Source organism: Micromonospora sp. NBC_01796 (assembly GCF_035917455.1).
In the GTDB taxonomy this organism is placed as follows: Bacteria; Actinomycetota; Actinomycetes; order Mycobacteriales; family Micromonosporaceae; genus Micromonospora_G.
Map to the genome: position 1 here is coordinate 5,387,757 of NZ_CP109078.1, position 23,201 is coordinate 5,410,957.

Here is a 23,201-nt window from a genome sequence, read left to right on the forward strand (position 1 = left end):
GGTAGGCTGCGCCGCGTGGCACTGAATGTGACGCTGGACGAGTTGACCGCGCAGAACCGCGACGCCGTACTCGCGTTGCGGGTCGGACCGGGGCAGGGACGGTTCGTCGGGACCGTACGGGAAGCGCTGGCGGAGGCGGCGGAGTACCCGTACGCGAAGCCCTGGTACCGGGCGGTGTACGCGGGTGCCGAACCAGTCGGCTTCGTGATGCTGAGCTGGGACGCGGAGCCGCAACCGCCGGAGATCATCGGACCGTGGTTCCTGTGGAAGCTGCTCATCGACGAGCGACACCAGGGCCTCGGCTACGGGCGTGAGGTGGTCCGGCAGGTCGCGGACCTGGTACGGGCCGAGGGCGCCACCGAACTGCTGACCAGCTACGTCCCGGAGGACGGCGGCCCGGCCGGCTTCTACCGACGACTCGGCTTCGAGCCCTCCGGTGACCTGGACGCCAGCGGCGAGGTGATCGTGCGCCTCACCCTGGCCCCGCCGCCGAGCGCTGACCGGACGTCGACCGCCTGACGCGGACGCAGGCCGGCTCAACCGTGAACTGGCAGGATGGCTGGGTGCCGACCCCCTCGCAGTCCGCCCTGCACCCCGCCTATCCCGTCCGCACCCCACGATTGTTGCTGCGTCCGCTCACCACGAGCGACGTTGACGCGCTGCTCGCGTACCGGAGCCTGCCCGACGTCTGCCGTTACGTGCCGTTCGAGCCGATGACCCGCGAGGTGATCAACGACCGGCTCGCCTCGGTCTGGGCGAACCACGGGCTCACCCACGAGGGCCAGGCACTCACCCTCGGCATCGAACTGGCCGGCACCAATCAACTCATCGGCGACGCGGTGCTCTTCTGGCACAGCCGAGAGCACGGTGGCGGCGAGATCGGGTACGTCCTGCACCCCGACCACGCCGGCCACGGTTACGCCACCGAGGCGGCGTACGCACTGCTGCGCCTGGGCTTCGACGACCTCGGCCTGCACCGCATCGTCGCCCGGGTCGACGAACGCAACGAACCATCGGCCCGGGTCGCCCGACGGTTGGGGATGCGCCAGGAGGCGCGACTCGTACAGAACGAGTTTTTCAAGGGCGAGTGGAGCAGCGAACTCGACTTCGCGATGCTCGCCGACGAGTGGCCCGCGCACCGGACCGTCCAAAACTGATCAGGTACGGGTGGCGATGACGAGGTGGTCGGCGTCGGAGCGGGTCAGCATCCGCTCCTCCGGTTCGCCGAAACCGGCCGCGGTGAGCAGCTTCGCCAGTTCGTCGAAGGCGTACGCCCTGCCCCCCTGGGTGTGGAACAGGTTGAGGCTGAAGGCGCGTACGAACGCGTCGGCGACGCCCGGCGGGCGCTCGGGGACCTCGGCGAGCGGCTCCAGCAGGACCACCCGGCCACCGGGGTTGAGCGCTGCGGCGACCCGGTCGAGCAGTGCGGCGACCTGGCTGTCGTCGTACCCGTGGACGATGTTGAAGAGCAGGACCAGGTCGTAGCCGGCGCCGAGGTCGGCGGTGAGCAGGTCGCCGGGTCGCAGCTCGACCCGGTCGGTGAGCCCGGCGGACTCGACCACCGCCCGGCCCTGGGACAGGGCGCCGGGCAGGTCCACCACCGTGGCGCGCAGTTCCGGGTACGCCTGGCAGAACGCGGCGGTGTAGCCGGCGTGCCCGCCACCGAGGTCCAGCAGTCGACCACCGGACGGGGGAGCGGGGACCAGGGTGATGACCTCTTCGGACAGCCAACCGGCGAGCCGGCGGAGCATGGTCTGGAAGTCGGCCAGCGTCTCCGGGCGCCGCTCCAGCCAGGCGTAGAAGTCACCGGTCGGCCCGCCCTGGCGGACCGAGGTCTCCAGGTCGCCCCAGAGTTCGGTCACCACGGTCGTCCAGAACGACAGTACCGGGGCGAAACTGTCCGGGGTGGACCGCAGCAGCCAGCGGCTGGTGTTCTCGCTGTTCGCGTACGCGTCGCCGGGCTGGACCAGGTAGCCGAACCCGACCAGGGCGTCGAGCAGCAGGCGCAGCCCGAGCGGGTCCGCGCCGATCCGTTCGGCCAGTGACGCGACCGGTAGCGGCCCGTTGGCCAGTTCCTCGAAGACCCCGAGCCGCAGACCGGCTCCGGCGGTACGGAACGAGATCGCGTTCAGCATGTCGAGGTGGGCCGAGGGGGCTTCGTCGGTCTCCATGAACGCGCGGGCGACCTCGGGCGGCAACGGCACCGGCATGCTGTTTCTCCTTGTACTCGGTGGGCTACGACGGGGGAGGGAGTCAGCCGCGTACGGGCTCGGCCGTGGCGGTCGGTGCCGGAGCGGCCGGCTCCAGGGCGTCGGGCAGGTCGTCGACGTCCCGCAGTGAGCGGCGGGACCAGGCGAACGCCACCAGCAGCACCATGAGGGTGCCGACCACCGCGAAGACCAGGGCGGTTCCCCGGCCGTCGCCGGTGCCGACGATCGTGCCGACGCTGCCGGCCAGCGCACCGTCGGGGCGCATCAGGGGTTCGAAGACCTGGTCGGCCAGGGGACCGGCGAGCAGGTACGACACCGGGATGCTGGCGTCACCGACGACCCGCGCGGCGGCGAGCACCCGGCCCAGGACCTTCGGCTCGGTCTTGGTCTGGATCAGGGTCATGGTGGAGCTGTTCACGATCGGCAGGGTGAACAGGAACAGCGGCGCCACCACGGCGATCAGCCAGGCCGACGGGCTCAGCGAGTGCAGCACCAGGGCGACCCCGCCGAGGGCCAGCCCGCCGAAGACGGCGTGGATCCGCCGGGTCGGTCCGCCCCAGGCGGTCATCACCAGGCTCCCGGCGAAGAGTCCGGCGCCACCGGCGAACATCAGCACCCCGAGGGTGTCCGGCGAGGCGAACGACAGGATCAGCGGCTGGACCAGCACACCGGCGAACCCGAACAGGAAGTTGTACGCCCCGAAGAGCACCATGAGCTGCCACAACCCCGTGTGGGCGCGCAGGTAGTGCCAGCCGGCGGCGGCCTCCCGCAGCACCGGTTCGCGGGTACGTTCGGCGGCCGGGCGGGTCGCCTCGACCGGCAGCCGGACCAGCAGCAGGGTCAGCGACGCGACCGCGAAGGTGACCAGGTCGATGGTGAGGACCCCGTCGATTCCGATGCTCACCACCAGGACCCCGGCGATCAGCGGGGCGGCGATCTGGGCCGCCCTGGTCACCTGCATCAGCCCGTTGAACCGGGCCAGGTGCGCCTTGCCGACCAGGGCCGGTGTCATCGCCTGGTAGCTGACCTGGTGCACGGTGGACGAGGCGGCGCTGAGTGCGCTGGCCAGGTAGATGTGCCAGACCTCGAGACTGTCGGTCGCCACCAGCAGGGCGAGCGCGGCCGTGCCGATCGCCGCGCCGAGGTCGCTGAGCAGCATCACCCTGCGGCGGTCGAACCGGTCGGCGATCACCCCGGCGAACGGGGCGACCAGGACCGCCGGCAGGCTGCTGGCCAGGAAGATCAGCGAGAACTGGGTGACCGAGCCGGTCTGCTGGTACACCCAGACGCCGAGCACGAAACCGGTCAGGCTGGAGCCGACCAGGGAGACGAGCTGACCGACCCAGACCGCGATCAGCAGGCGGGCGCGGACTCGTTCAGCCATGCGTACTCCCGGAATCGGTGGAGCCTGGCGGCGGGGCGAGGAACCCGGTGCGGACGTACCAGGCCAGGTAGGTGTGGACCAGCGCCGGGTCCGCGGGCGGGCAGGTGATGCCGGCCGGCGCCAGCGCCGTCTCGGTCCGGGTGCAGTCGAAATTCGGCTGGGTACGCCGGGGCGCCTGCTCGCCGAAGAGCGGGGTGAACGGTGCCAGGGCCACGTCCGGCCGGGCCAGCAGAGCGGCCCGCCACCGGTCGTACGGCACCAGGTCGACCGGGTAGCCGAAACCGCTCAGCGCACCGGCCAGGTCGGCGAAGGAGATGGTGTGGTTGTTGTAGTAGTGGAAGTCGTCGTTCCGGCTGCCCGGCTGCCGGGACAGGTGCCCGATCGCCCGCCCCACGTAGTCGACCGGGGCCAGGTCGGCGTGGTCGTCGGGGATCTCCGGCACCGCGCCGAGCTGCACGAACGTCTTCAACAACCGGCTGAAGTAGTCGTCGGCGTTGCCGACCCCGGTCCCGGCGTGGCCGGTGATCCTGGCCGGCCGGTGCACGCTCACCGACAGTCCACGCGCCCGCGCCGCCCGGACCAGCGCGTCCGCCGCCCACTTGGTGGAGTTGTAACCGTCGCCGAGCCCGGTGCAGTCGTCCGGTGCGTCCCGCTCGTCGACCACCCCACCGACCCGGTCCGGGGTGAGGAACACCCCGAGGGTCGAGACGAGCTGCACGGCGGTCGGGCGCCCGGCGGCGGCCAGCCGGAGCACCTCCAGGGTGCCGTTCACGTTCGCCGGCCGGAGCCGCTCGTACGGCATCAGGAAGTTGACCAGCCCACCGTTGTGCAGGACCAGGTCGGTACGGTCGGCCAGGGCGTCGAAGTCCCCCCGGTCCAGCCCGAGCCCCGGTTCACCGAGATCCCCCGGTACGCCGACCAGACGACCGTGGTACTCGTCGCGCCAGAGGCCGTAGCGGAGCAGGTTGTCGCGTACCCGGTCGGTGGCGGCCTGTGGGGTGCCGGCCCGGACCAGACAGTGCAGCTCCGCCCGGCTGTGGTCGAGCCAGTCCGCGAGCAGGTGCGCGCCGAGGAATCCGGTGGCCCCGGTGACCAGGACCGTCTCCGGTACCGCCGCCGGTTGTCCTCCCGGCAGGCGGTCGGCGACGTCGTCGGGGAGGACGGCGTCTCGGCGTACCCGATCGGGGTCGAGCCGGTGGCCGGCGTGCCCGGCGCGGGCCCGGTCGATCCGCTCGGCGAGACCGGCCAGGTCGGCGGTTTCGAACAGTGCCCGCAGCGGTAGGTCCACGCCGAGGTCGGCGGTGATCCGGGCGGCCAGGGGGCCGGCGAGCAGCGAGTGTCCACCGAGGTCGAAGAAGTTGTCCCGGGCGCCGACCCGGTTCCGGTCGAGCAGCCCGGCCCAGATGCCGGCGAGGGCGCGTTCGGTCGGGGTCCGGGGCGGCACGTGGTCATCGTCGAGCGGCTGGTCGGCCGGGGCGGGCAGGGCCGCCAGGTCGAGTTTGCCGTGCGAGTTCAGCGGCAGCTCGGGCAGGAACACCACGTGCGCGGGCACCAGGTAGTCGGGCAGCCGTTCCCGCAACCCGGCCCGGATCACGGCCGTCGTCGGCGCCGGCACGCCCGCCGGCACCAGGTACGCGACCAGGCGCGGCCCGGTCCCGTCGTCGCGGACCGTCACCGCCGCCCGCGCCACCCCCGGTTGCGCCGCGCAGGCGACCTCCACCTCGCCCAGGTCGATCCGGTGCCCACGGATCTTCACCTGCCGGTCGGTGCGGCCGAGGAACTCCAGCGTCCCGTCCGGCCGGTGCCGGGCCAGGTCACCGGTCCGGTAGAGCCGCGCACCAGGGGGCCCGTACGGGTCGGCGACAAAACGCAGCGCGGTGAGCCCCGGCGCGCCGAGGTAACCACGGGCCGGTGCGGTGCCGCCGACGTACACCTCGCCGGTGAAGCCGATCGGCACCGGGCGCAGCCGGGCGTCGAGCAGGTGCACCCGGACCCCGGCCAGCGGGCGCCCGATCGGCAACTGGCCGAGACCGGGCAGCTCGGCGGCGTCCACGGTCTCGTACGTGGTGGCGCAGACGGTCGCCTCGGTCGGGCCGTAGTGGTTGTGGATCCGTACGGTGCCGCCGGTGGCTTCCGCCCAGCCGCGTACCGCCCCGGTCTGGGCCGCCTCGCCGCCGATCATCAGCGCCCGCAACCCGGTGTCCGTACGCGGAGCCGCGCCGGCCAGGTCCGCCACCCACCGGGCCCAGAGCGGGGCGGCGGTGTCGACCAGGGTGATGCCCCGCTCGGCGCAGAGGCGGAGCAGGTCCGGCCCGGTCAGTTCCGCCGGTCGCCGGTGCACGACCAGGGCCGCCCCGGCGACCAGGGCCGGGAACAGGTCGCCGACCGAGGCGTCGAAGCTGAGCGGCGGCAGCATCAACAGCCGGTCGCCGGGTCCGATCGCGTGCAGGTCGACGAAGGCGCGGGTCAGGTTGACCGCGGTCCGGTGGGTGACCATCACGCCCTTGGGCGTACCGGTGGAACCGGAGGTGTAGATGACGTACGCGAGCTGGTCCGGCCGGGTCACCGGCAACGGCGTGGTGTCGTCGCCCGCGTCGGGGTCGTCCACGGACAGGACCGGGCCGGGGTGGGCGGCGAAGCGGTGCGCGTCGGCCGGGTCGGCCAGGAGCACCGGTGCCTGCGCGTCGGCGAGCAGCCCGAGCAGCCGCGCGGGCGGGTGACCCGGATCCAGCGGCAGGTACGCCCCGCCGGCCCGGAGGATGCCGAGGATGCCGACGACCGCCGCCGTACCGGCGGGCAGGACCAGTCCGACCGGGACCTCCGGGCCCACCCCGGCGCGGCGCAGCCGCCGGGCCAGCCGGTCGGCCCGCCGGTCGAGTTCGCCGTAGCTGAGCACCCGGTCGCCGTCGACCACCGCCGGTGCGTCCGGCGCCGCTACCGCCCGCGCACGGATCAGCTCCGCCAACCCGTGCGGTGGTTCCGCCGCGTCCCCGGTGTCGTTCCACCCGGTCAGGGTCTGCCGGTCGTCGGGGCCGAGCAGATCCAGTTCGGACAGTCGCCGGTCCGGGTCGCCGACGAGCGCCCGGAGTACGAGTTGCAGCCGGTCGGCGAACCGGCCGATGGTCGAGGGGTCGAACAGGTCGGTGTTGTAGTCGAGCACCCCGGACAGGGTCGGGTGGGTCTCGTAGAACAGCACGGTGAGGTCCATCCGCGAGGTCTCCCGGCCGAAGCCCACCGGCCGCACCTCGAGTCCCGGCGACTGCCGCCCCTCGACCGGGGGGTTGACCACGCACATCACCTGGAACAGCGGGTTGCGACTCGGGTCGCGGGGCAGGTCGGCCAGCTCCACCACCTGGTTCAGCGGAAGGTCGGCGTGGTCGAGCGAGTCGACGCAGGTACGCCGTACCCGCTGCAACGCGTCGCCGAGGCTCGGATCCCCCGACAGGTCGGTACGCAGCGCCAGGCTGTTCACCATCAGCCCGACCACGGACTGCAGTTCCGGGGTGGACCGGGTGGAGACCGGTGAGCCGACGCAGATGTCCTCCTCGCCGGTCCACCGGTGCAGCAGCACCTGCAACGCGGTCAGGACCAGCATGAACCGGGTACACCCGGTGGACCGGGCCAGCCCGTCGAGGGCACCGGTCAGTTCCGCCGGCACCTCGAACCGGTGGGTCGCCCCGGCGAACGTCTGCACCGGCGGACGCGACCGGTCGGTGGGCAACTCCAACGCGCCCGACGCCCCCGCGAGCTGCCCGGCCCAGAAGTCCCGCTGTCGCTGCGTCAGCCCCGCGTCGAGCGCCTGCTGCCGCCAGAGCACGTAGTCCGGGTACTGCACCGAAGGCGGTGGCGCGGTGGTGCCGCCGAGCAGCCCGTCCAGTACCTCGCCGAAGACCGTCGACAGCGACCGCTCGTCGGCGATGATGTGGTGCAGGCTCAGGACGAGCAGGTGCTCGTCCGGCTCGATCCGGGTCAGCTGGATCCGTACCAGCGGCCCTTGTTCCAGGTCGAAGCCGGTCTCGATGCAGGCGCGGGCGAGCCGGTCGGCGTGCGCCTCCCGGTCACCCGGTTCGTCGCGGAGATCGTTGACCTCGATCGGAATCCGGATCCGCGGATCACCGGGCGCCAGCACCACCTGCTCGGTCCGGCCGTCGTCGAGGTGGAACACCGTACGCAGGGCCTCGTGCCGGTCCTGGACGGCGTCGACCGCCGAACGCAGGGCGGCGGGGTCCAGGGTGCCGGTGACCGTCACCGCGACGGACAGCGCGTACGCGCCGTTGCCGGGGTCGAGCCGGTCGAGGAACCAGAGCCCCTCCTGTAGTGGGGAGAGCGGGATCCGGGTGCCGGGTGCCCGTACCGGGACGCTGGTCGAACGGCGGGCGGAGGTCACCCCCCGCCGGGCGAGCAGCTCCCGGATGAGCTGCTCGCGGGCGGCGGAGTCGACCTCGGTCACGACGGCTCACCCAGCAGGCTGCGGAGCTGCTCGGTCGACATCCCGTCCAGGTCCCGGCGAAGCTCCGCGACGGTCACCACATGCCCCGGTACGGGTTCCCGGGCAACCAGCGCGTCGGTCATCGTGGCCACGGTCGGCGCCTCGAACAGCACCCGGATCGGCACGTCCATCTCGAACGCGGTCCCGATCCGGCTCAACGCCTGCGCGGCGAGCAGGGAGTGGCCGCCGAGTTGGAAGAAGTCGTCGTGTACGCCGACCCGCTCCACCCCCAGCACCTGCTGCCAGATGTCCGCCAGGGTCTGCTCGACCGGGTTGCGCGGGGCGACCCGCTCGACGGTCACCGCGTCCCGCCAGTCCGGCTGCGGGAGTGCGCCCCGGTCGGTCTTGCCGTTCGCGTTGACCGGCAACGCGGACAGGGTGACCAGGGTCGCCGGCACCATGTAACCGGGCAGCCGGGTGGCCAGCCACGGGCGCAGCACCGACCAGAGGTCCGCGGTGCCGGCCGCGGACGGCACCACGTACGCGACCAGCCGGGTGTCGTCCGAGCCGGCCGCCCAGGTGGTGACCACCGCGTCGGTGACCAGGTCGTGGGCCCGCAACTGCTCCTCGATTTCCCCCAGCTCGATCCGGAAACCACGGATCTTCACCTGGTGGTCGGTCCGGCCGAGGAACTCGAGCCGCCCGTCGGCGCGCTGCCGGGCCAGGTCACCGGTGGCGTAGAGCCTGGCGCCCGGCCGATTGGTGAACGGGTCCGGGACGAACCGGGACGCGGTCAGCCCCGGCCGGCCCGGGTAACCCCGGACCACTCCCAGGCCGCCGATGTGCACCTCGCCGACCACGCCGACCGGGACCGGCTGGCCGATCCGGTCCAGCACGTACAGCTCGGTGTTGGCGATCGGCGTACCCAGGTCGATGGCGGCCGGCGACGGCGCCACCGGTGTCGCGGCCGACCAGACCGTGGTCTCGGTCGGGCCGTAGCAGTTCCAGAGCGTCGCCCCGTCCGCGATCAGCGCGTCCGCGAGGTCCCGGGGCAGGGCCTCCCCGCCGCAGAGCCGCAGCCGGAGCCGTTCCGGCACCCCACCGGTGGCCAGGAGCAGCCGCCAGGTCGCCGGGGTCGCCTGCATCGCGGTGATCCCGTCCGCGACCAGCCGTTGCCGCAGGGCGGTGCCGTCACCGGTGACGGCGGTGTCCACGATGGTCAGCGGGGTGCCGCTGAGCAGCGGGACCAGCAGTTCGAGCACGGAGATGTCGAAGGAGAGGGTGGTGACGGCCGCGAACCGGTCGGCCGGGGTGAGTCCGAGGTCGTCGTGGAACGAGGCGACCAGGTTCAGCACCGCCCGGTGCGGGACCGCGACGCCCTTCGGCCTGCCGGTCGAACCCGAGGTGTAGATCAGGTAGGCGAGCCCGTCCGGGTGCGCCGGGACCGGGTCCGCGTCGGCCGGGGCCGCCGCCAGCTCGGCGGCATCGTCGTCCAGGCAGATCACCACGGGTACGTCAGCCAGCAGGTCGGCCAGCTTCTCCCGGACCGACCGCTGGGTCACCACCACCGTGGCCCCGGAGTCGTCGAGCAGGTAACGCAACCGGTCGGCGGGCAGGCTCGGGTCCAGCGGCAGGTAACCCGCACCGGCCTGCCAGGCACCGAGCACCCCGACCAGCATCCCGACCCCGCGTTCGAGGCAGATCCCGACCGGGCTGTCCGGCGCCACCCCACGGGCCCGCAGCACGTACGCCAACCTGGCCGCCCGCTGGTGCAGCTCGGCCGGGTCGACCGCGCCGTCCGGGCCGCTGACCGCCGGAACCCCGCCCGCCTCCGAGTCGTCGGTCGGCAGCAGCTCCAGCACCGAGGCGACCGGTGGCAGGCCCCGGGCGGTGTTGTTCCAGTCGACCACCGAACGCCAACGCTCCACCCCGGCGAGCAGCGGGATCTCCGCCACCGACCGGTCCGGGTCGGCGAGCGCCACGTCGAGCAGGGTGGTGAGCTGGCGGGCCAGCCGGGCCACCGTGTCGGCGTCGAACAGGGCGGTGTCGTACTCGACGGCCATGTGCATGACCCCGTCCGGGGTCATCTCGCCGACCAGGGAGAGGTCGAACTTGGCGGTGCCGCTGTCGACCAGCAGCGAGGTGGCGGTCACCTCGCCCAACGCGAGGATGGCCGGCGGGGTGTTCTGCACGATCAGCTGGGTCTGGAAGACCGGGGCGTGGCCCAGGCTGCGTTCCGGCGCCAACTCCTCGACCAGCTTCTCGAACGGGACGTCGCCGTTGGCCAACCCGCCGAGGGTGGCCTCGCGGACCCGGTCGACCAGCTCCCGGAAGCTCGGTAGACCGGCAACCGACACCCGCAGCGGCAGCGTGTTGACGAAGAAGCCGATCAGCGGTTCCAGGTCGGCGTGGTTGCGCCCGGCGACCGGGGTGCCGACGACCAGCTCGTCCTGCCCGCTGGACCGGGACAGCAGCGCGGTGAAGGCGGCCATCAGGGTCATGAACATGGTGGCGCCGCTGGACTGGTTGAACTCCTGGATCCGGCGCAGCAGCGGGGCGGAGAAGTCCCAGTAGTGCACCGCGCCCCGGTAGGACTGGGCCGCCGGGCGGGGCCGGTCCGTGGGGAGGGTGAGCAGGGCCGGTGCGCCGCGCAACTGGTCCAGCCAGTAGTCGAGCTGGTCCCGCAGTGCCGGGCCGGCGAGCTTCTCCCGCTGCCAGAGCGCGTAGTCGGCGTACTGGGCCGGGAGGTCGGGCAGCTGTGGCGACCGCCCGGCGCACAGGGCCCCGTACGCGGTGTTCAGCTCGGTGAACAGCACCCCCAGCGACCAGGCGTCGGAGACGATGTGGTGCAGGCAGAGCGACAGGTGGTGGTCGTCGTCGGCGGTCCGGACCAGCCGGGCCCGGAACAGGGGTCCGTGGGCCAGGTCGAACGGGCGACGGGCCTCCTGCCAGAGCAGCCGTGCGGCGTCGTCGGCCGACGCCCCGGTCAGGTCGGTGATCTCCAGCACCGGGCCGGCGTCGGCGCGTACGACCTGCACCGGTTCGCCGCCCGAGTCGGCGAAGGTGGTACGCAGGGCGCCGTGCCGCCGGACGATCAGCTCCAGGGCGGCCCGCAGCGCGTCGACGTCGATCAGGCCGCGCAGCCGGAACGCGACCGGGATGTTGTAGACCGGGTCGCCGGGCTGGAACCGGTCGAGGAACCACAGCCGCTGCTGCCCGAACGACACCGGGTACGTGCGGGGGGCGTTCGCCCGCTCGGTCAGCATGCGTGCCAGCAGGGCCCGCTTGTTCGGCGTGGTACCGGTGTGACCCGTCCCGTTTCCTTCGCTCATGATGCTGCTGCTCCTTGCTGGTCGGCCAGTTGGGGCACCGGCGGTCGCGGGATCACCGGTGCCGGATGGGGCGCAGGGAGGCCGAACTCGTTCGCCGCGGCGGTGACCCGGCTGCGCAGGGCCGGCGGCGTGTTGGCGCCGAACAGGCGCAGGTACGTGGCGACCGAGCCGGGATCGTCGGCCAGGAACGGGAAGTCCGACGAGACCATGTGCCGGATCGCGAGCAGCGGCACCGGGCTGTACAGCGGCCGGAAGTCGAGGTTCCACAGCCCCGCCTTGTCCGGCGGACCACTGTGGAACTCGCCGATCATCAGGCCCTCGGCGACGTACTGCGGTTTCAGGCGTTCCTGGGTGGCGTCGACGATGGCGTTCGCCTCGGCCTGCGGCACGTCCGGCAGGGTCAGCAGGATGGTCTTGAACTGGGCGGCCGGGCCGGTGGTGGGCGGTAGCTGGCGGAACCAGTCGCGGTAGGTCATCAGCAGCTCGTCGAGGGCACCCGGTTCGACCGTCTCGCCCCGGTGCACCGCCAGGTAGAACATGCCCCGGTCCAGGGACGCCTGCGCGAACGGGCAGACCGGTCCCTTGCGTCCCAGCTCCGGATGGGGTCGGCAGAGGTACTCGCGGGCCCACCGGAGCACGCTGAGGAGTTTGTCCTCGACGCCCGCCAGCAGCGGGTGGACCGCCTCGGTGGTCAGGTCGAACTGTTCCACCAGCACGCAGGCCGGTTGTTCGGGATGGATCAGCACTTTTTCCTCACCGCCCCGGGGTCCGGCGGGCGCGTACCGACCGGGTCACGGCGTGCAGCAGCCCGGCGCCGAGTGCCAGGGCACCGCCGGTCGCGGCGGCGCGGAGCAGCCGGTCCTGCCGGCCGGACCGGGCCAGTGCCTCGGCGTACGGAGTGGTGGTGTGCGCGACCATCGTGTAAAGCGGCGTCCAGTACGCCGGCAGCAGGCGGCTGAGCACCCGGTCCGCGCCGGCCCGCAGCGCGTACGCCGGGCGGTGCACCCGGTCGCGCAGCTCGACGAAGTTGCGGGTGGACAGCTCGGCGAGCACGTCGGTGTGCGGCCGGCGGGCCGCCTCGTACGCGGCCAGTGCCGCCCCCCGGTCGGCGTGCCGGTCCAGACACTGGTCGAGCACCAGGCAGTCCTCGAAGGAGGCGTTCATGCCCTGCCCGTAGAACGGGTAGACGGCGTGCGCGGCGTCACCGACCAGGACCACCCGGTCGCCGTGCCGCCACGGGCTGGTCCGTACGGTCACCATCTGACCGGTCGGGTGTTCGAGCACCTCCTCGACCAGGCGGGGCATCAACTCCTGCGCGTCGGGGAAGTTCTGCCGGAAGAAGGCGCGGACGGTGTCCGGGGTGGTGAGGGTGGCGAAGCTTCGGGGGCCCTCGAAGGGGAGGAACAGGGTGCAGGTCAGCGAGCCGTCCACGTTGGGGTGGGCCACCATCAGGCCGTGCTCGCCGGGCCAGACGTGCAGCGCCTCCAGGCGTACCCGGGGTTGGCCGTTGTCGTCGGCCGGGATGGTCAGCTCCTTGTAGCCCCAGTCCAGGAACTCCTGGCTGTGGTTGGCCCGCTGACCGTGGTGCAGTTGCTGGCGTACGGCGGAGAACGCCCCGTCGGCGCCGACCACCAGGTCCGCGGTCACCTCCTCGGTGGTGCCGTCGGCGAGCCGGGTCACGGCGACGGTCGACACCTCCCGGTCCAGCCCGTGCAGCCGCCAGCCGAAGTGGAAACGCACACCGGGCTGGGCCTCGGCCGCGTCGACCAGTACGGCGATCAGCTCGTCGCGCAGCACCGAGTGCAGGATCTGGTGGCCGTGCACCCCGTACGGCTGGAAGCTCACCGTCCCGTCGGGTGAGTGGACCACCCGCCCGCGCATCGGCACGCTCCGTTTGAGTACGTCGGCGAGCAGCCCCACCTCCTGCAGGGCGCGCATGCCACGGGCGGAGAGCCCCAGGTTGATCGAGCGTCCGGCGGCACCGGCCGGGGTCAGCCGGGGGTCGTCGCGCCGTTCGTAGACGTCCACCGCCCAGCCCCGTCGGGCCAGGTAGACGGCGGCGAGTGAGCCGGCCAGGCCGGCACCGATGATCACGGCACGGTCCCGGCGGTCGGTCGGGGACGGCGTGGCCGTCATGAGCCCTCCTCGGCGATAAGCGTGTCCAACAGCTCGTCGATCTCCCGGTCGGAGAGGTCGTCGAGCGAGGCGAGCAGGTCCTGGGCGCTCGGCCCACCGGCCGCGACCCGGTCGGCCGTACCGGTCGCTTCGCCCTCGGCGGTGGCCGGGTCGGCGACCAGCGGCGCGAGTTCGGCGATGGTCGGTGCGGCGAAGAGCAGGCGCAGCGGCAGGTCGACCCCGAAGGTGGCGCGGATCCGGGCGATCAGCCGGGTCGCGGTGAGCGAGTGCCCACCGAGGGCGAAGAAGTTGTCGTGCACCCCGACGTCGGCCAGCCCGAGGACCTCGCGCCAGAGCACCGCCAACCCCTCCTCGGCCGGGGTACGCGGTGCCACCTGCCCGGCGCCGCTGGTCTCCCGCCACACCGGCTCCGGCAGGGCCCGACGGTCGATCTTGCCGCTGCCGGTACGCGGGAACCGGTCCACCGGAACCAGCGTCGCCGGCAGCATGTACTCGGGGAGCTGGCCGGCGAGCGCGGGGCGCAGCCGGGACCAGAGCGCCGCCGGGTCGGCTTCGGCTTCGGTCGGCACCACGTACCCGACCAGCCGGACGTCCTCGGCGCTGGCCCGCCAGGTGACCACGACCGCGTCCCGGATCGCGTCCTGGGCCCGCAGGGCGGCCTCGATCTCACCGAGTTCGATCCGGTAGCCACGGAGTTTGACCTGCTGGTCGGCCCGGCCGAGGTACTCCAGCCGGCCGCCCGGCAACCAGCGGGCGAGGTCGCCGGTGGCGTAGAGGCGGGCACCGGGTCGGCCGCCCCACGGGTCGGGGCGGAAGCTGGTGGCGGTGCGGGCGGCGCTGCCGTGGTAGCCCCGGGCCACCCCGAGCCCGCCCAGGTGCAGTTCGCCGACCGCACCGACCGGCACCGGAAGACCGGCCGGGTCGAGCAGGTAGAGGCGGGTGTTGGCGACCGGGTCGCCGAGGTCGACCGGGCCGTGCGTACCGACCGGACCGGCGGTGGAGTAGATGCTCGTCTCCGACGGGCCGTACCCGTTGACCAGGGTGGCGCCGTCGGTCAGCAGGGCGTCGGCGAGGTCGCGGGTGAGTGCCTCGCCGCCGCTGATCCGCAGCCGTACGCCGGACGGCACCCCGCCGGCGGCGAGCAGCATCCGCCAGCTCGCCGGGGTGGCCTGTACGACGGTGACGGCCCGGTTGGCGATCTCGGTGCGGAGCGCGGCGGCGTCGACCGCGAGCCGGCTGTCGAACAGTTCGATCCGGGCGCCGGCGAGCAGCGGCAGGATCAGCTCGACGACGGAGATGTCGAAGGCGATGGTGGTGATCGCGGCGACCCGGTCGTCGGGGGTGAGCCGGAGCAGCCGTTCGAAGCCGACCAGCAGGTTGACCACCGAGCCGTGGGTGACCGCCACGCCCTTCGGGACACCGGTCGAGCCGGAGGTGTAGAGCAGGTAGGCGAGGCTGTCCGGGTGCCCGGTCTGCTCCGGCGCGGTCGACGGCAGGGTCCGCAGCCGGGCGGTCACCTCGTGGTCGTCGAGCTGGATCACCCGGGTCCCGGCCGGCCAGCACTTACCGGTACGCGCGACGCTGGCCCGGTCGGTGAGCACCACCGGGGTGCCGGCGGCGGTCGCCATTCCGATCAGCCGGGCGACCGGGAGTTCCGGGTCCAGTGGCAGGTAACCGCCGCCGGCCTGCCAGACCGCGAGCATCGCGGTGAGCACGCCGGTGCCCCGGGACAGGCAGAGGCCGACCGGTACGTCGGTGCCGACGCCGTACTCGCGCAGCAGGTGGGCGAGGCGGTTGCGGTCGGTGGTGAGCTGCCGGTACGTCAACGTGGCGTCCAGCGCGGCCACCGCGACCGTGTCCGGGTCGGCCGGCGGGTGCTGGGCGAACAGTTCCGCGACCGAGGCGTACGGCGGCGCCACCGCCTCCTGTGCCCGCCACCCGGCGACGATCTCGTCCCGGGCCTCCGGGCCGAGCAGCGGCAGCTCGGCGATCGGGGTCGCGGGTTGGGCGACCGCCGCCTCCAGCAGTGCCAGGTACGCGCTCGCGAACCGGTCGATCCTGTCCGGATCGAACAGCTCGGTCCGGTACGTCAGCCGCCCCCGCAGCCGGTCCGGCCGCTGCTCGATGGTGAGCGTGAGGTCGAACTTGACGTTTCCGTTCTCGTGCAGTTCCGGGGCGATCCGCAGCCCCGCCACCTCGACCGGCGCGGGTGTCTCCTCCAGCGCGAACATCACCTGCACGACGGGGGAGAAGGCCAGGCTGCGCTGCGGGGAGAGCAGGTCGACCAGTTCCTCGAACGGCACGTCCTGGTGGGACTGGGCGGCGATCGCGCTGCTCCGGGCGCCGCGCAGCAGCTCGGTGAAGGTGGTCCGTTCCTCGAACCGGCCGCGCAGCGCCAGGGTGTTGGCGAAGAACCCGACGACCCCCTGCGTCTCCGGCCTGCTCCGCCCCGCGACCGGTACGGCGACCAGTAGGTCCTGCTGGCCGCTGAGCCGGTGCAGGAGTGCCTGGAACCCGCCGAGCAGGACCGCGAACTCGGTGGCGTCGGCGTCCCGGGCGAGTCCGCGTACGCCGGTGGACAGGGTTGCCGGGATCTCGAACGTGACCAGGCCACCGGCCGGTGACTGCTCCGGCGGGCGGGGCCGGTCGGCGGGCAGGTCGAGCAGGGTCGGCGCACCGGCCAGCTCGTCGTGCCAGAAGGCGAGGTCGTCGGCGAACGCGGAGCTTCCGGCCTGTTCGCGTTGCCAGACGGCGAAGTCGGCGTACTGGATCGGTGGTGGTGGCAGGTCCGGTTCCACCCCGGCGACCGCGGCCCGGTAGCCGTGCGCCAGCTCGGCGAAGACGGTCTCGAACGACCAGCCGTCGGCGATGATGTGGTGCACCACCAGCACGAGCAGGTGGTCGTCCGGAGCCAGCCGGACCACCCGGGCCCGCAGCAGCGGGCCCTCGGTCAGGTCGAACGGTTCCCGGCTCTCCGCGTCGAGCACCTCGGCCGCCCCGGTCGGGGCGTCGCCGGCCGGTTCGGTGACCGGCAGCCGTACCGGCCACGGTGGGCTGACGAGCTGCGCCGGTTCGCCGTCGACCGAGGTGAAGGTCGTACGCAGCACCTCGTGCCGTTCGACCAGCCAGCTCAGCGCCGATTCCAGCGCGTCCACCCGCAGCTCGCCGGTCAGCCGTACGGACCAGGCGATGTTGTACTCCGCCGAGCCCGGATTCAGCTGGTCCAGCATCCACAGCCGACGCTGGGTCGACGAGGCGGGCAGGACGAAGGTCTCACCGGTCATCAGCTCTCCTTGGTGCCTGTGGTCGGGAGGTGGTCACCCGTGCTCACGTCACGCTCCCGGTCCGGGTTCCGTCGCATCGGGCCGGCGGGTGTCGACCGCGACCAGCCGGAACTCGGCGGTCCGGCGACCGCCGGTCGGGTCGGTCAGCCAGAGCTGCTCGGGTGTCGGCAGCATCTCGCTCAGCCGCAGGGACGCGTCCGGGCCGGCGCCCTCGACGGTGCGGCGCACCGCGCGGGCGAAGCCGTCGACCGAGGCGAGGCTGGCGAAGTCGAGGAAGAACGGCTTCTTCTCCACCGGGGTCTTGACGAAGACGTACCGGGGCAGGCCGCGGTCGCGCTGCCAGCGGCGTACCTCGCGGAACCGCTCAGCCTCGTCGGCAGTACGGGCGAAGTCGAGTCCGGCGGCGGCGAAGCGCCAGTTCTCCCGGGCGATCACCACCCGGTCGACGGTGATCCGGGGCCGGTGGTCGGCCGGCGGGAGCAGGTCGAAACGCTGGATCAGTTGCAGCATCAGGGCTTCGCCGACAACCTCGGTGAGCGGGAGGGCGTACTTGCCGTCCCGGGTCCGTACGGTCAGCGTCCCGTCCCGCGACTCCAGTACGCAGTCCGCCACCGCGACCGCCGTACGCGGATCCAGTCCGCAGCTGTCGTGCCCGAAGACCAGGCGCAGGTCCCGGTCGGTGATCAGCTTGTCGGTCAGCCGGGACGGTGCCCCGCCCTCCTCGCCGGTCGCGGCCAGCACGACCCGGGCGCCGGGCAGGTCCGCCCGCATCGCGGCGACCAGCTCCTCCGGCTGCGGGTGCTGGGCCATGAACAGGGCGGAGCGCAGTGTGTTCACCCCGGGGTGGACCTCGCCCACCACCCACTGGAAGTCGCCCCGGCCGATCGCCTCGGTGCCGTCGGCGACCAGCATCACGTCCGGCGAGTGCTGGTACGCGCCGATCCAGCCCGGTCGGGGTGCGGCGAACGCGGCGGCCACCCGGTCGGCGATGCTCGCCGAGTCGAGCTGGATCCGCCGTTGCCCGTCGAGGTCCGGCAGCAGCCGGCTCCACCGGTCCTGCAACCCCCGGATCACCGGTGCGATCAGCCGTTCCGGCAGGTCGAACAGGAGGTCGTTGGCCCAGAGCCAGAAGTCGGCGAACGGCACCGTGGTCTGCGCGGTCCGGCCGACCAGTTCGGTGTACCGCTCCCGGCAGGCGCGGCCGAACAGGGCGGTCCCGGCGAAGGTGAACCAGCGGGCACTCTCCAGCAGCAGGCTCAGCGCCGGCCAGAGGGTGCCCATCAGGTCGGTGGAGAGGGTCACCCGGTCCCCGGCCCGGCAGTCCTCGTAGACGAGGGTGCGGCCGGCGTACACCCTGCCGGCCCGGCGGGTCGCGGCGGCGCCGGTCAGCTCGGTGAACGTGGTGTCGAGTCCGGCCAGGGCGGCGCCGAGCCGGTCGGCGTCGCCGGCCGCCGCGGCGACCGCGTCCCGGGCCCGGACCAGGTCGTCGAGGGCGTGCAGCGCCGGTTCGCGTACGGCGGGGTCGGTGACCGCGTCGAGCCGTTTCCGGACCGCCCGCTCGGGGAAGAGGTCCTCCTTCGGCACCTCCAGCGACCAGGTCACCCGGTGTGCGTCGCGCAGCTCGGCCAGCAGCCGGTACACCTCGTCCGGCGAGGTCAGCCCGGTGCTCGGGTCGGCGACCAGCTCGGCCGCGATCTCCAACGCGGTACGCGTCCCGTCGGCGGCGGCGAGCAGCCGGGCGGTCACCGGGGGCAGCGGTGCCGGTGGGGTGAGCGGCAGCAGCAGGTGGTCGTCGAGCACGCTCAGGAACGGCAGCCGGCGCGGGATCAGCCACGGGGCGAGCCGTGGGTCGCGTTCGGTGAGCGCGTCCGCGAGCCCGCTCATCGCCCAGTTCTCGAAGTAGACCGTACGGGCGGCCAGCGGCTTCGGGCCGTGTTCGATCCGCAGCCCGGTCCCGCCCGGAGCGACGGTGGCCCAGCCGACCGGGCCGAAGAAGCCGATGGTGTCGTTCTTGACGCAGTACCGCTGGAGGTAGGTGGCGACCAGTGCCTCGTGCTGCCGGTGCTTGGAGTCCCGGGCGGCCGGTGGTTCGCCGTCGACCGGCCCGGTCCGGTGCAGCAGCGGGTCCAGGCCGGTACGCAGGGCGTGCCGGTTCTGCCAGGTGACTGCCTCGCGCAGGAGCGGGTCGGCGGCGGCGGCGCGCAGTCCGGCGCTCCGCCGGGCACTGGCCCGCTCATGTGACCGGGCGAAGGCCAGCCGGTCGGTGCGTACCCGGTCGACGGCGTCGGCGAGCGCGGCCCGGTTCTCGGCCAGCAGGGCGGCCAGCGCCGGATCGGCCACCGGTGGCAGCTCGTCCGGGACCACCCCCTGGCGGACCTGCCGATCGGCCCGGTTCCAGCGGGACCGTTGCTCGGTCGGGGCGGCCCGGCGGGCCCGGTGCAGGTTGTCGGCGAGGGCCCGGCGCACTTCCGCCAACCGGTCCTCGCCGGCCAGTACGGCATCGGTCTGCTGTACGTGTTCGGGGTCGCCGAGTCCGGTGAGCGGCCCGACCGGGAAGCCGGCGGCGCGCAGCCCGACCCACCGCCACATCGCCCACGGCCCGGCGCCGGGCCGGACCAGGTGCGCCGGACCGGGGACGGTTTCCGCGACCGGCTCGGTCACCGGCGCCGGTTGTCCGTCGCCGGTCGACGCCGGCAGCGGATCGTTGACCGGTGCCGGTCGCGGGGTGGTGAGGGTGGCGGTGCCGGTGCGGTAGGCGCCCCGGTCGCGGGCGGTGATGCGTACCGGCGGGGGTTCGGGGGTGGCCCGCCGGCGGTCGATCTCGGCGGCGAGCGAGGCCAGGTTGTGCTGGTCGTACACGGCGCGCACCGGCAGGTCGACACCGAAGCGCTCGGCGGCGAGGAAGGCCAGCCGGGTGGCGAGCAGCGAGTTCCCGCCGAGGGCGAAGAAGTCGTCCTCGGCCCGGCCCACCTCGGCCCCGAGCAGGTCGCCCCAGAGGGCGGCGAGCAGGACCTGGGTCGGGTCGGTCAACGGCCGCTCCGGAGCCGGCCGAGCAGTCAGGGTCGGGGCGGGCAGCGCGTTCCGGTCCACCTTGCCGTTGCGGTTGAGCGGCAGCTTCGGCAGCAGGACGTACCCGGCCGGGCGGAGGTAGACGGGCAGGTGCGCGACCGCGTACGCGTCGAGTTGCGGTTCGTCCAGCGTCGCCGTACCGACCGAGCCGGGGCTGACGTACGCGACCAGCCGGCGGCGCTCGCCGTCACCGTGCACCACCACGGCGACCTCACCGACTAGCGGGTGGGCCCGCAGGACCGCCTCCGCCTCGGCCGGCTCCACCCGGAAGCCTCTGATCTTGACCTGGCGGTCGATCCGGCCGAGGAACTCCAGCGTGCCGTCCGGACTCCACCGGACCCGGTCCCCGGTGCGGTACATCCTGGCGCCGGGGCGGGGGTCGAACGGGTCGGGCAGGAACCGCTCGGCGGTACGGCCGGGTTCGCCCAGGTAACCCCGGGCCAGGCCGTCGCCGCCCGTGTACAGCTCACCGGGCACCCCGACCGGGACCGGCCGGAGCAGTCCGTCGAGGACGTAGACCGTGCTGCGGGGCACCGGCCGCCCGATCGGCACCGGTGCCGGTACGGCGGCCGGGTCGGTCATCGGGTGGCAGCAGGTGAAGGTGGTGTTCTCGGTCGGCCCGTACCCGTTGACCAGGGGTCGACCGGCGCGGACCCGCAGTGCGGCGCGGACCGCGCCGGGGTCGAGCACGTCGCCGCCGGCCAGCAGTTGGTCCACTCCGGCCAGCGCGCCGGGGTCCTGCTCGACGACCTGGTGGAACAGCCCGGCGGTCAGCCAGAGCACGCTGATCCGCTCGGCCCGCAGCAGCCGGGCGATCTCCGCCGGCCCGAGCGGGTCGGGCGGGGCGACCACCAGACGACCGCCGTTGAGCAGGCTGCCCCAGAGTTCCAGGGTGGCGGCGTCGAAGGCGGCCGAGGCGAGGTGCAGGACCGTCTGGTCGGGGCCGAGGCGCAGGTAGCCCGGCTCGTGCACCAGGCGCAGCACGGCCCGGTGCGGCACGCCCACACCCTTGGGTGTCCCGGTGGAGCCCGAGGTGTAGTTGACGTAGGCCAGGCTCTCCGGCCGGGTGGGGCGCTCGGGGGCGGTGGTCGGAAGTCCGGCCAGTTCGGCGTCGATCCGGTCGAGGTCGATCGTCCGGGCGCCGTCGGGCAGCGGGGGAGCGCCCCCGATCGCGGCCGGGCCGACGCCGGTCGCGGTCAGCACCACCGGGTCGCCGGCCGCGGCCAGCAGATCCCCGGTCCGGGCCGGCGGGTTCGCCGGGTCGAGCGGCAGGTACGCCGCGCCGGCCCTGACCACGGCCAGCAGGGTGAGGACCAGCCGTACGGACCGGGGCAGGGCGACCGCCACCTGCTGGTCCGGGGTGACCCCGCGCCGGATCAGCAGGTGGGCGAGCTGGTTGGCGCGTGCGTCGAGTTCGGCATAGGTGAGGGTGCCGTCCACTCCGGTCACCGCGACCGCGTCGGGTCGTTCCCGCACCCGTTCGGCGAAGCGGTCACCGATGGTGCCGGTCGCCTCGGTGGCGGTGTCGGCGAGCCGGTCGTGGCCGGCCCATTCGCGGGTGAGCCGGTGTTCCTCGGTCGGGTCGAACAGCGGCAGCGCGGCCACCGGTGTGTCCAGCCCGGAGGCGAGGCCGACCAGCAGGTTGGTGAAGTGGCGCAGCATCGCGTCGGCGGCGGCGTCGGTGCACCGGCGCCGGTCGTGGTAGAGCAGCACCCGCAGTACCGGTTCGCCGAAGACGCAGACGGTCACCGGCGGACCGGGGTGCCGGAGCACCCGGGCGGTACGCCCGTTCCAGTCCGGGACCGAGCCGCGCAGCGCGGTCTGCAGGTCGCGGTGCTCGTACATGAGCAGGCTCTCGAAGAGCGGTTCGCTCGGCGGCAGTTCGCTCCAGCGCTGTACGGCGGTGAGCGGGGCGACCTGGTGGGACCGGACGGCGTCGATCTGGGCCCGTACCTCGACCAGCCAGTCCCGTACCGTCCGCCGGGGGTGCACGTCGATCCGCAGCGGCACCGTGTTGATCAACATGCCGATGATCGTGTCGGCCTGTTCGATGCTGCCCCGGCGGCAGCTCCGGACCGCGCCGAACACCACGTCCTGCTCGCCGCTGTACCGGTGCAGCAGCACCGCCCAGGCGGCGTTCACCAGGGTGCTCAGCGGTACGCCGACCGCCTGCGCGGTCCGCTCCAGGGCGGCGCTGTCGGCGGGGTCGAGCGTACGGGTGAGTTCCCGTACCGAGTCCGGTTCGCGCGGCGGGATGTCGGCGGCCGGTCGCAGTGGCAGCGGTGTCGGCACCGTGACCCCGCTCAGCCGGGTACGCCAGAACCGCTGGTCGGCGGCGAGCGGCCGTTCTCCGGCCCAGACCGCGAAGTCCTGGAACGGCCGGCGGGCCACGGGTACGGGGGTGTTCCCGGCGACGATCGCGGCGTACTCGTTGAACACCTCGGTCAGCAGCAGGTGCACCGAGCGGCCGTCGAGGATCACATGGTGCAGGCTGAAGACGATGGTGTGCCGGTCGGCCGCGTGCTCGATCAGGCCGACCCGGACCAGGGGGGCGGTCGCCGGGTCGAACTCGCGGGACCGGTCGACGGCGAGGAACCGGTCCAGTCGCGCCTGCCGGTCCGGAGGGCCGTCGGTGCTCTCGTCGCGCCAGTCGTACCGGTGCACCGGAATGGTGACCTCGGGGTGCACCCGCTGGGTGGCCCGGTCCTGGGCGAGCCAACTGAACGTGGTCCGCAGGGCCGGGTGACGCCGGGTCGCGGCCTGCCAGGCGGCGGTCATGACGACCTGGTCGAGCGGTTCCGGCCAGTCGATCACGACCTGGAGGATGTCGACGCCCGAGCCGGGCTCGAAGCGGTTGTGGAACAGCAGTCCCTGCTGCAAAGCCAGTACGTCGTAGCACTCACCGTCTGGTTGCGCGGCGTTCGGTTGGTCGTCATCGACCTCGGTTGCGCTACTGCTGGTCGACCGCACGGTCTGCTTTCCTCCTTTAGTGATGCGGCCTGCTTTGTCGGCGCACCATGAAATGTCGCCGGTTAATGCACGCCGGTGCTCGGTCGGGCACACGAGGGCATCGCGAGGCGGTCGGAAAGGTGGAAGATTTCGCGCTGGTATCGGGGGTGCCCAAAAAAATACGAGAGCCATTCAGATCTGTCAACACTGGGGCGCGACCGGGCCAGCGTGGCGTCAGGTAGGGAGATAGGAGCCGATTTGACCACATTCTCTATGACAAAAAGCCACGAAGTTGTCGTTACCCGGCCCTGTCCGTGTTGGGGGTACCCATTCAAGAATGCCGGACCCGGTGGGGTCCATCGTGGTTGCCGGTCGGCCCGGGTGGCCGCCATTCGTTGCAAAAAACAA

10 protein-coding genes are annotated in these 23,201 nt (G+C 73.0%); 2 read left to right on the forward strand and 8 right to left on the reverse strand.

From position 1 onward, the window contains the following. Positions 1-15: 15 nt before the first annotated feature. The gene (locus tag OIE47_RS24885) at positions 16-519 is read left to right on the forward strand and encodes a GNAT family N-acetyltransferase (protein ID WP_326556934.1); all 504 of its coding nucleotides are present in this window, start codon (positions 16-18) and stop codon (positions 517-519) included. 44 nt (positions 520-563) lie between these two features. After that, a complete protein-coding gene (locus OIE47_RS24890) occupies positions 564-1,157 on the forward strand; it encodes a GNAT family N-acetyltransferase (protein ID WP_326556935.1) in 594 nt (197 codons plus the stop codon). On the opposite strand, the gene OIE47_RS24895 is transcribed toward OIE47_RS24890, so the two are convergent. The 8 genes from OIE47_RS24895 to OIE47_RS24930 are packed head-to-tail and all read right to left on the reverse strand — an operon-like array spanning position 1,158 to position 22,814. Continuing rightward, positions 1,158-2,210, reverse strand: coding sequence for a methyltransferase (locus OIE47_RS24895; protein ID WP_326556936.1), 1,053 nt, complete (start codon positions 2,208-2,210; stop codon positions 1,158-1,160). A gap of 43 nt (positions 2,211-2,253) precedes the next feature. Beyond that, positions 2,254-3,594, reverse strand: coding sequence for an MFS transporter (locus tag OIE47_RS24900; protein ID WP_326556937.1), 1,341 nt, complete (start codon positions 3,592-3,594; stop codon positions 2,254-2,256). Further along, the gene (locus OIE47_RS24905; RefSeq protein WP_326556938.1) at positions 3,587-8,044 is read right to left on the reverse strand and encodes a non-ribosomal peptide synthetase; all 4,458 of its coding nucleotides are present in this window, start codon (positions 8,042-8,044) and stop codon (positions 3,587-3,589) included. The genes OIE47_RS24900 and OIE47_RS24905 overlap by 8 nt, the downstream gene beginning before the upstream one ends. Beyond that, a complete protein-coding gene (locus OIE47_RS24910) occupies positions 8,041-11,355 on the reverse strand; it encodes an amino acid adenylation domain-containing protein (RefSeq protein WP_326556939.1) in 3,315 nt (1,104 codons plus the stop codon). The genes OIE47_RS24905 and OIE47_RS24910 overlap by 4 nt, the downstream gene beginning before the upstream one ends. After that, positions 11,352-12,101: a DUF6875 domain-containing protein gene (locus OIE47_RS24915; RefSeq protein ID WP_326556940.1), complete on the reverse strand. Its 750-nt coding sequence runs from the start codon at positions 12,099-12,101 to the stop codon at positions 11,352-11,354. Before OIE47_RS24915 ends, OIE47_RS24910 begins: the two co-directional genes overlap by 4 nt. Positions 12,102-12,108: 7 nt before the next feature. Further along, the gene (locus tag OIE47_RS24920) at positions 12,109-13,491 is read right to left on the reverse strand and encodes an FAD-dependent oxidoreductase (RefSeq protein ID WP_326556941.1); all 1,383 of its coding nucleotides are present in this window, start codon (positions 13,489-13,491) and stop codon (positions 12,109-12,111) included. Further along, on the reverse strand, positions 13,488-16,775 hold the full coding sequence (locus tag OIE47_RS24925) for an amino acid adenylation domain-containing protein (protein WP_326556942.1): 3,288 nt from the start codon (positions 16,773-16,775) through the stop codon (positions 13,488-13,490). Before OIE47_RS24925 ends, OIE47_RS24920 begins: the two co-directional genes overlap by 4 nt. Positions 16,776-16,823: 48 nt before the next feature. Further along, positions 16,824-22,814 carry a non-ribosomal peptide synthetase gene (locus OIE47_RS24930; RefSeq protein WP_326556943.1) on the reverse strand — a complete coding sequence of 1,997 codons (5,991 nt, stop codon included), beginning with the start codon at positions 22,812-22,814 and terminating at the stop codon, positions 16,824-16,826. Between the last annotated feature and the right edge of the window lie 387 nt (positions 22,815-23,201).

Excerpts from the sequence above, each read along its gene's own strand:
- OIE47_RS24895 (WP_326556936.1), bottom strand. The coding sequence starts at position 2,210 with ATGCCGGTGCCGTTGCCGCCCGAGGTCGCCCGCGCGTTCATGGAGACC.
- OIE47_RS24900 (WP_326556937.1), bottom strand. The coding sequence starts at position 3,594 with ATGGCTGAACGAGTCCGCGCCCGCCTGCTGATCGCGGTCTGGGTCGGT.
- OIE47_RS24910 (WP_326556939.1), bottom strand. The coding sequence starts at position 11,355 with ATGAGCGAAGGAAACGGGACGGGTCACACCGGTACCACGCCGAACAAG.
- OIE47_RS24920 (WP_326556941.1), bottom strand. The coding sequence starts at position 13,491 with ATGACGGCCACGCCGTCCCCGACCGACCGCCGGGACCGTGCCGTGATC.
- OIE47_RS24925 (WP_326556942.1), bottom strand. The coding sequence starts at position 16,775 with ATGACCGGTGAGACCTTCGTCCTGCCCGCCTCGTCGACCCAGCGTCGG.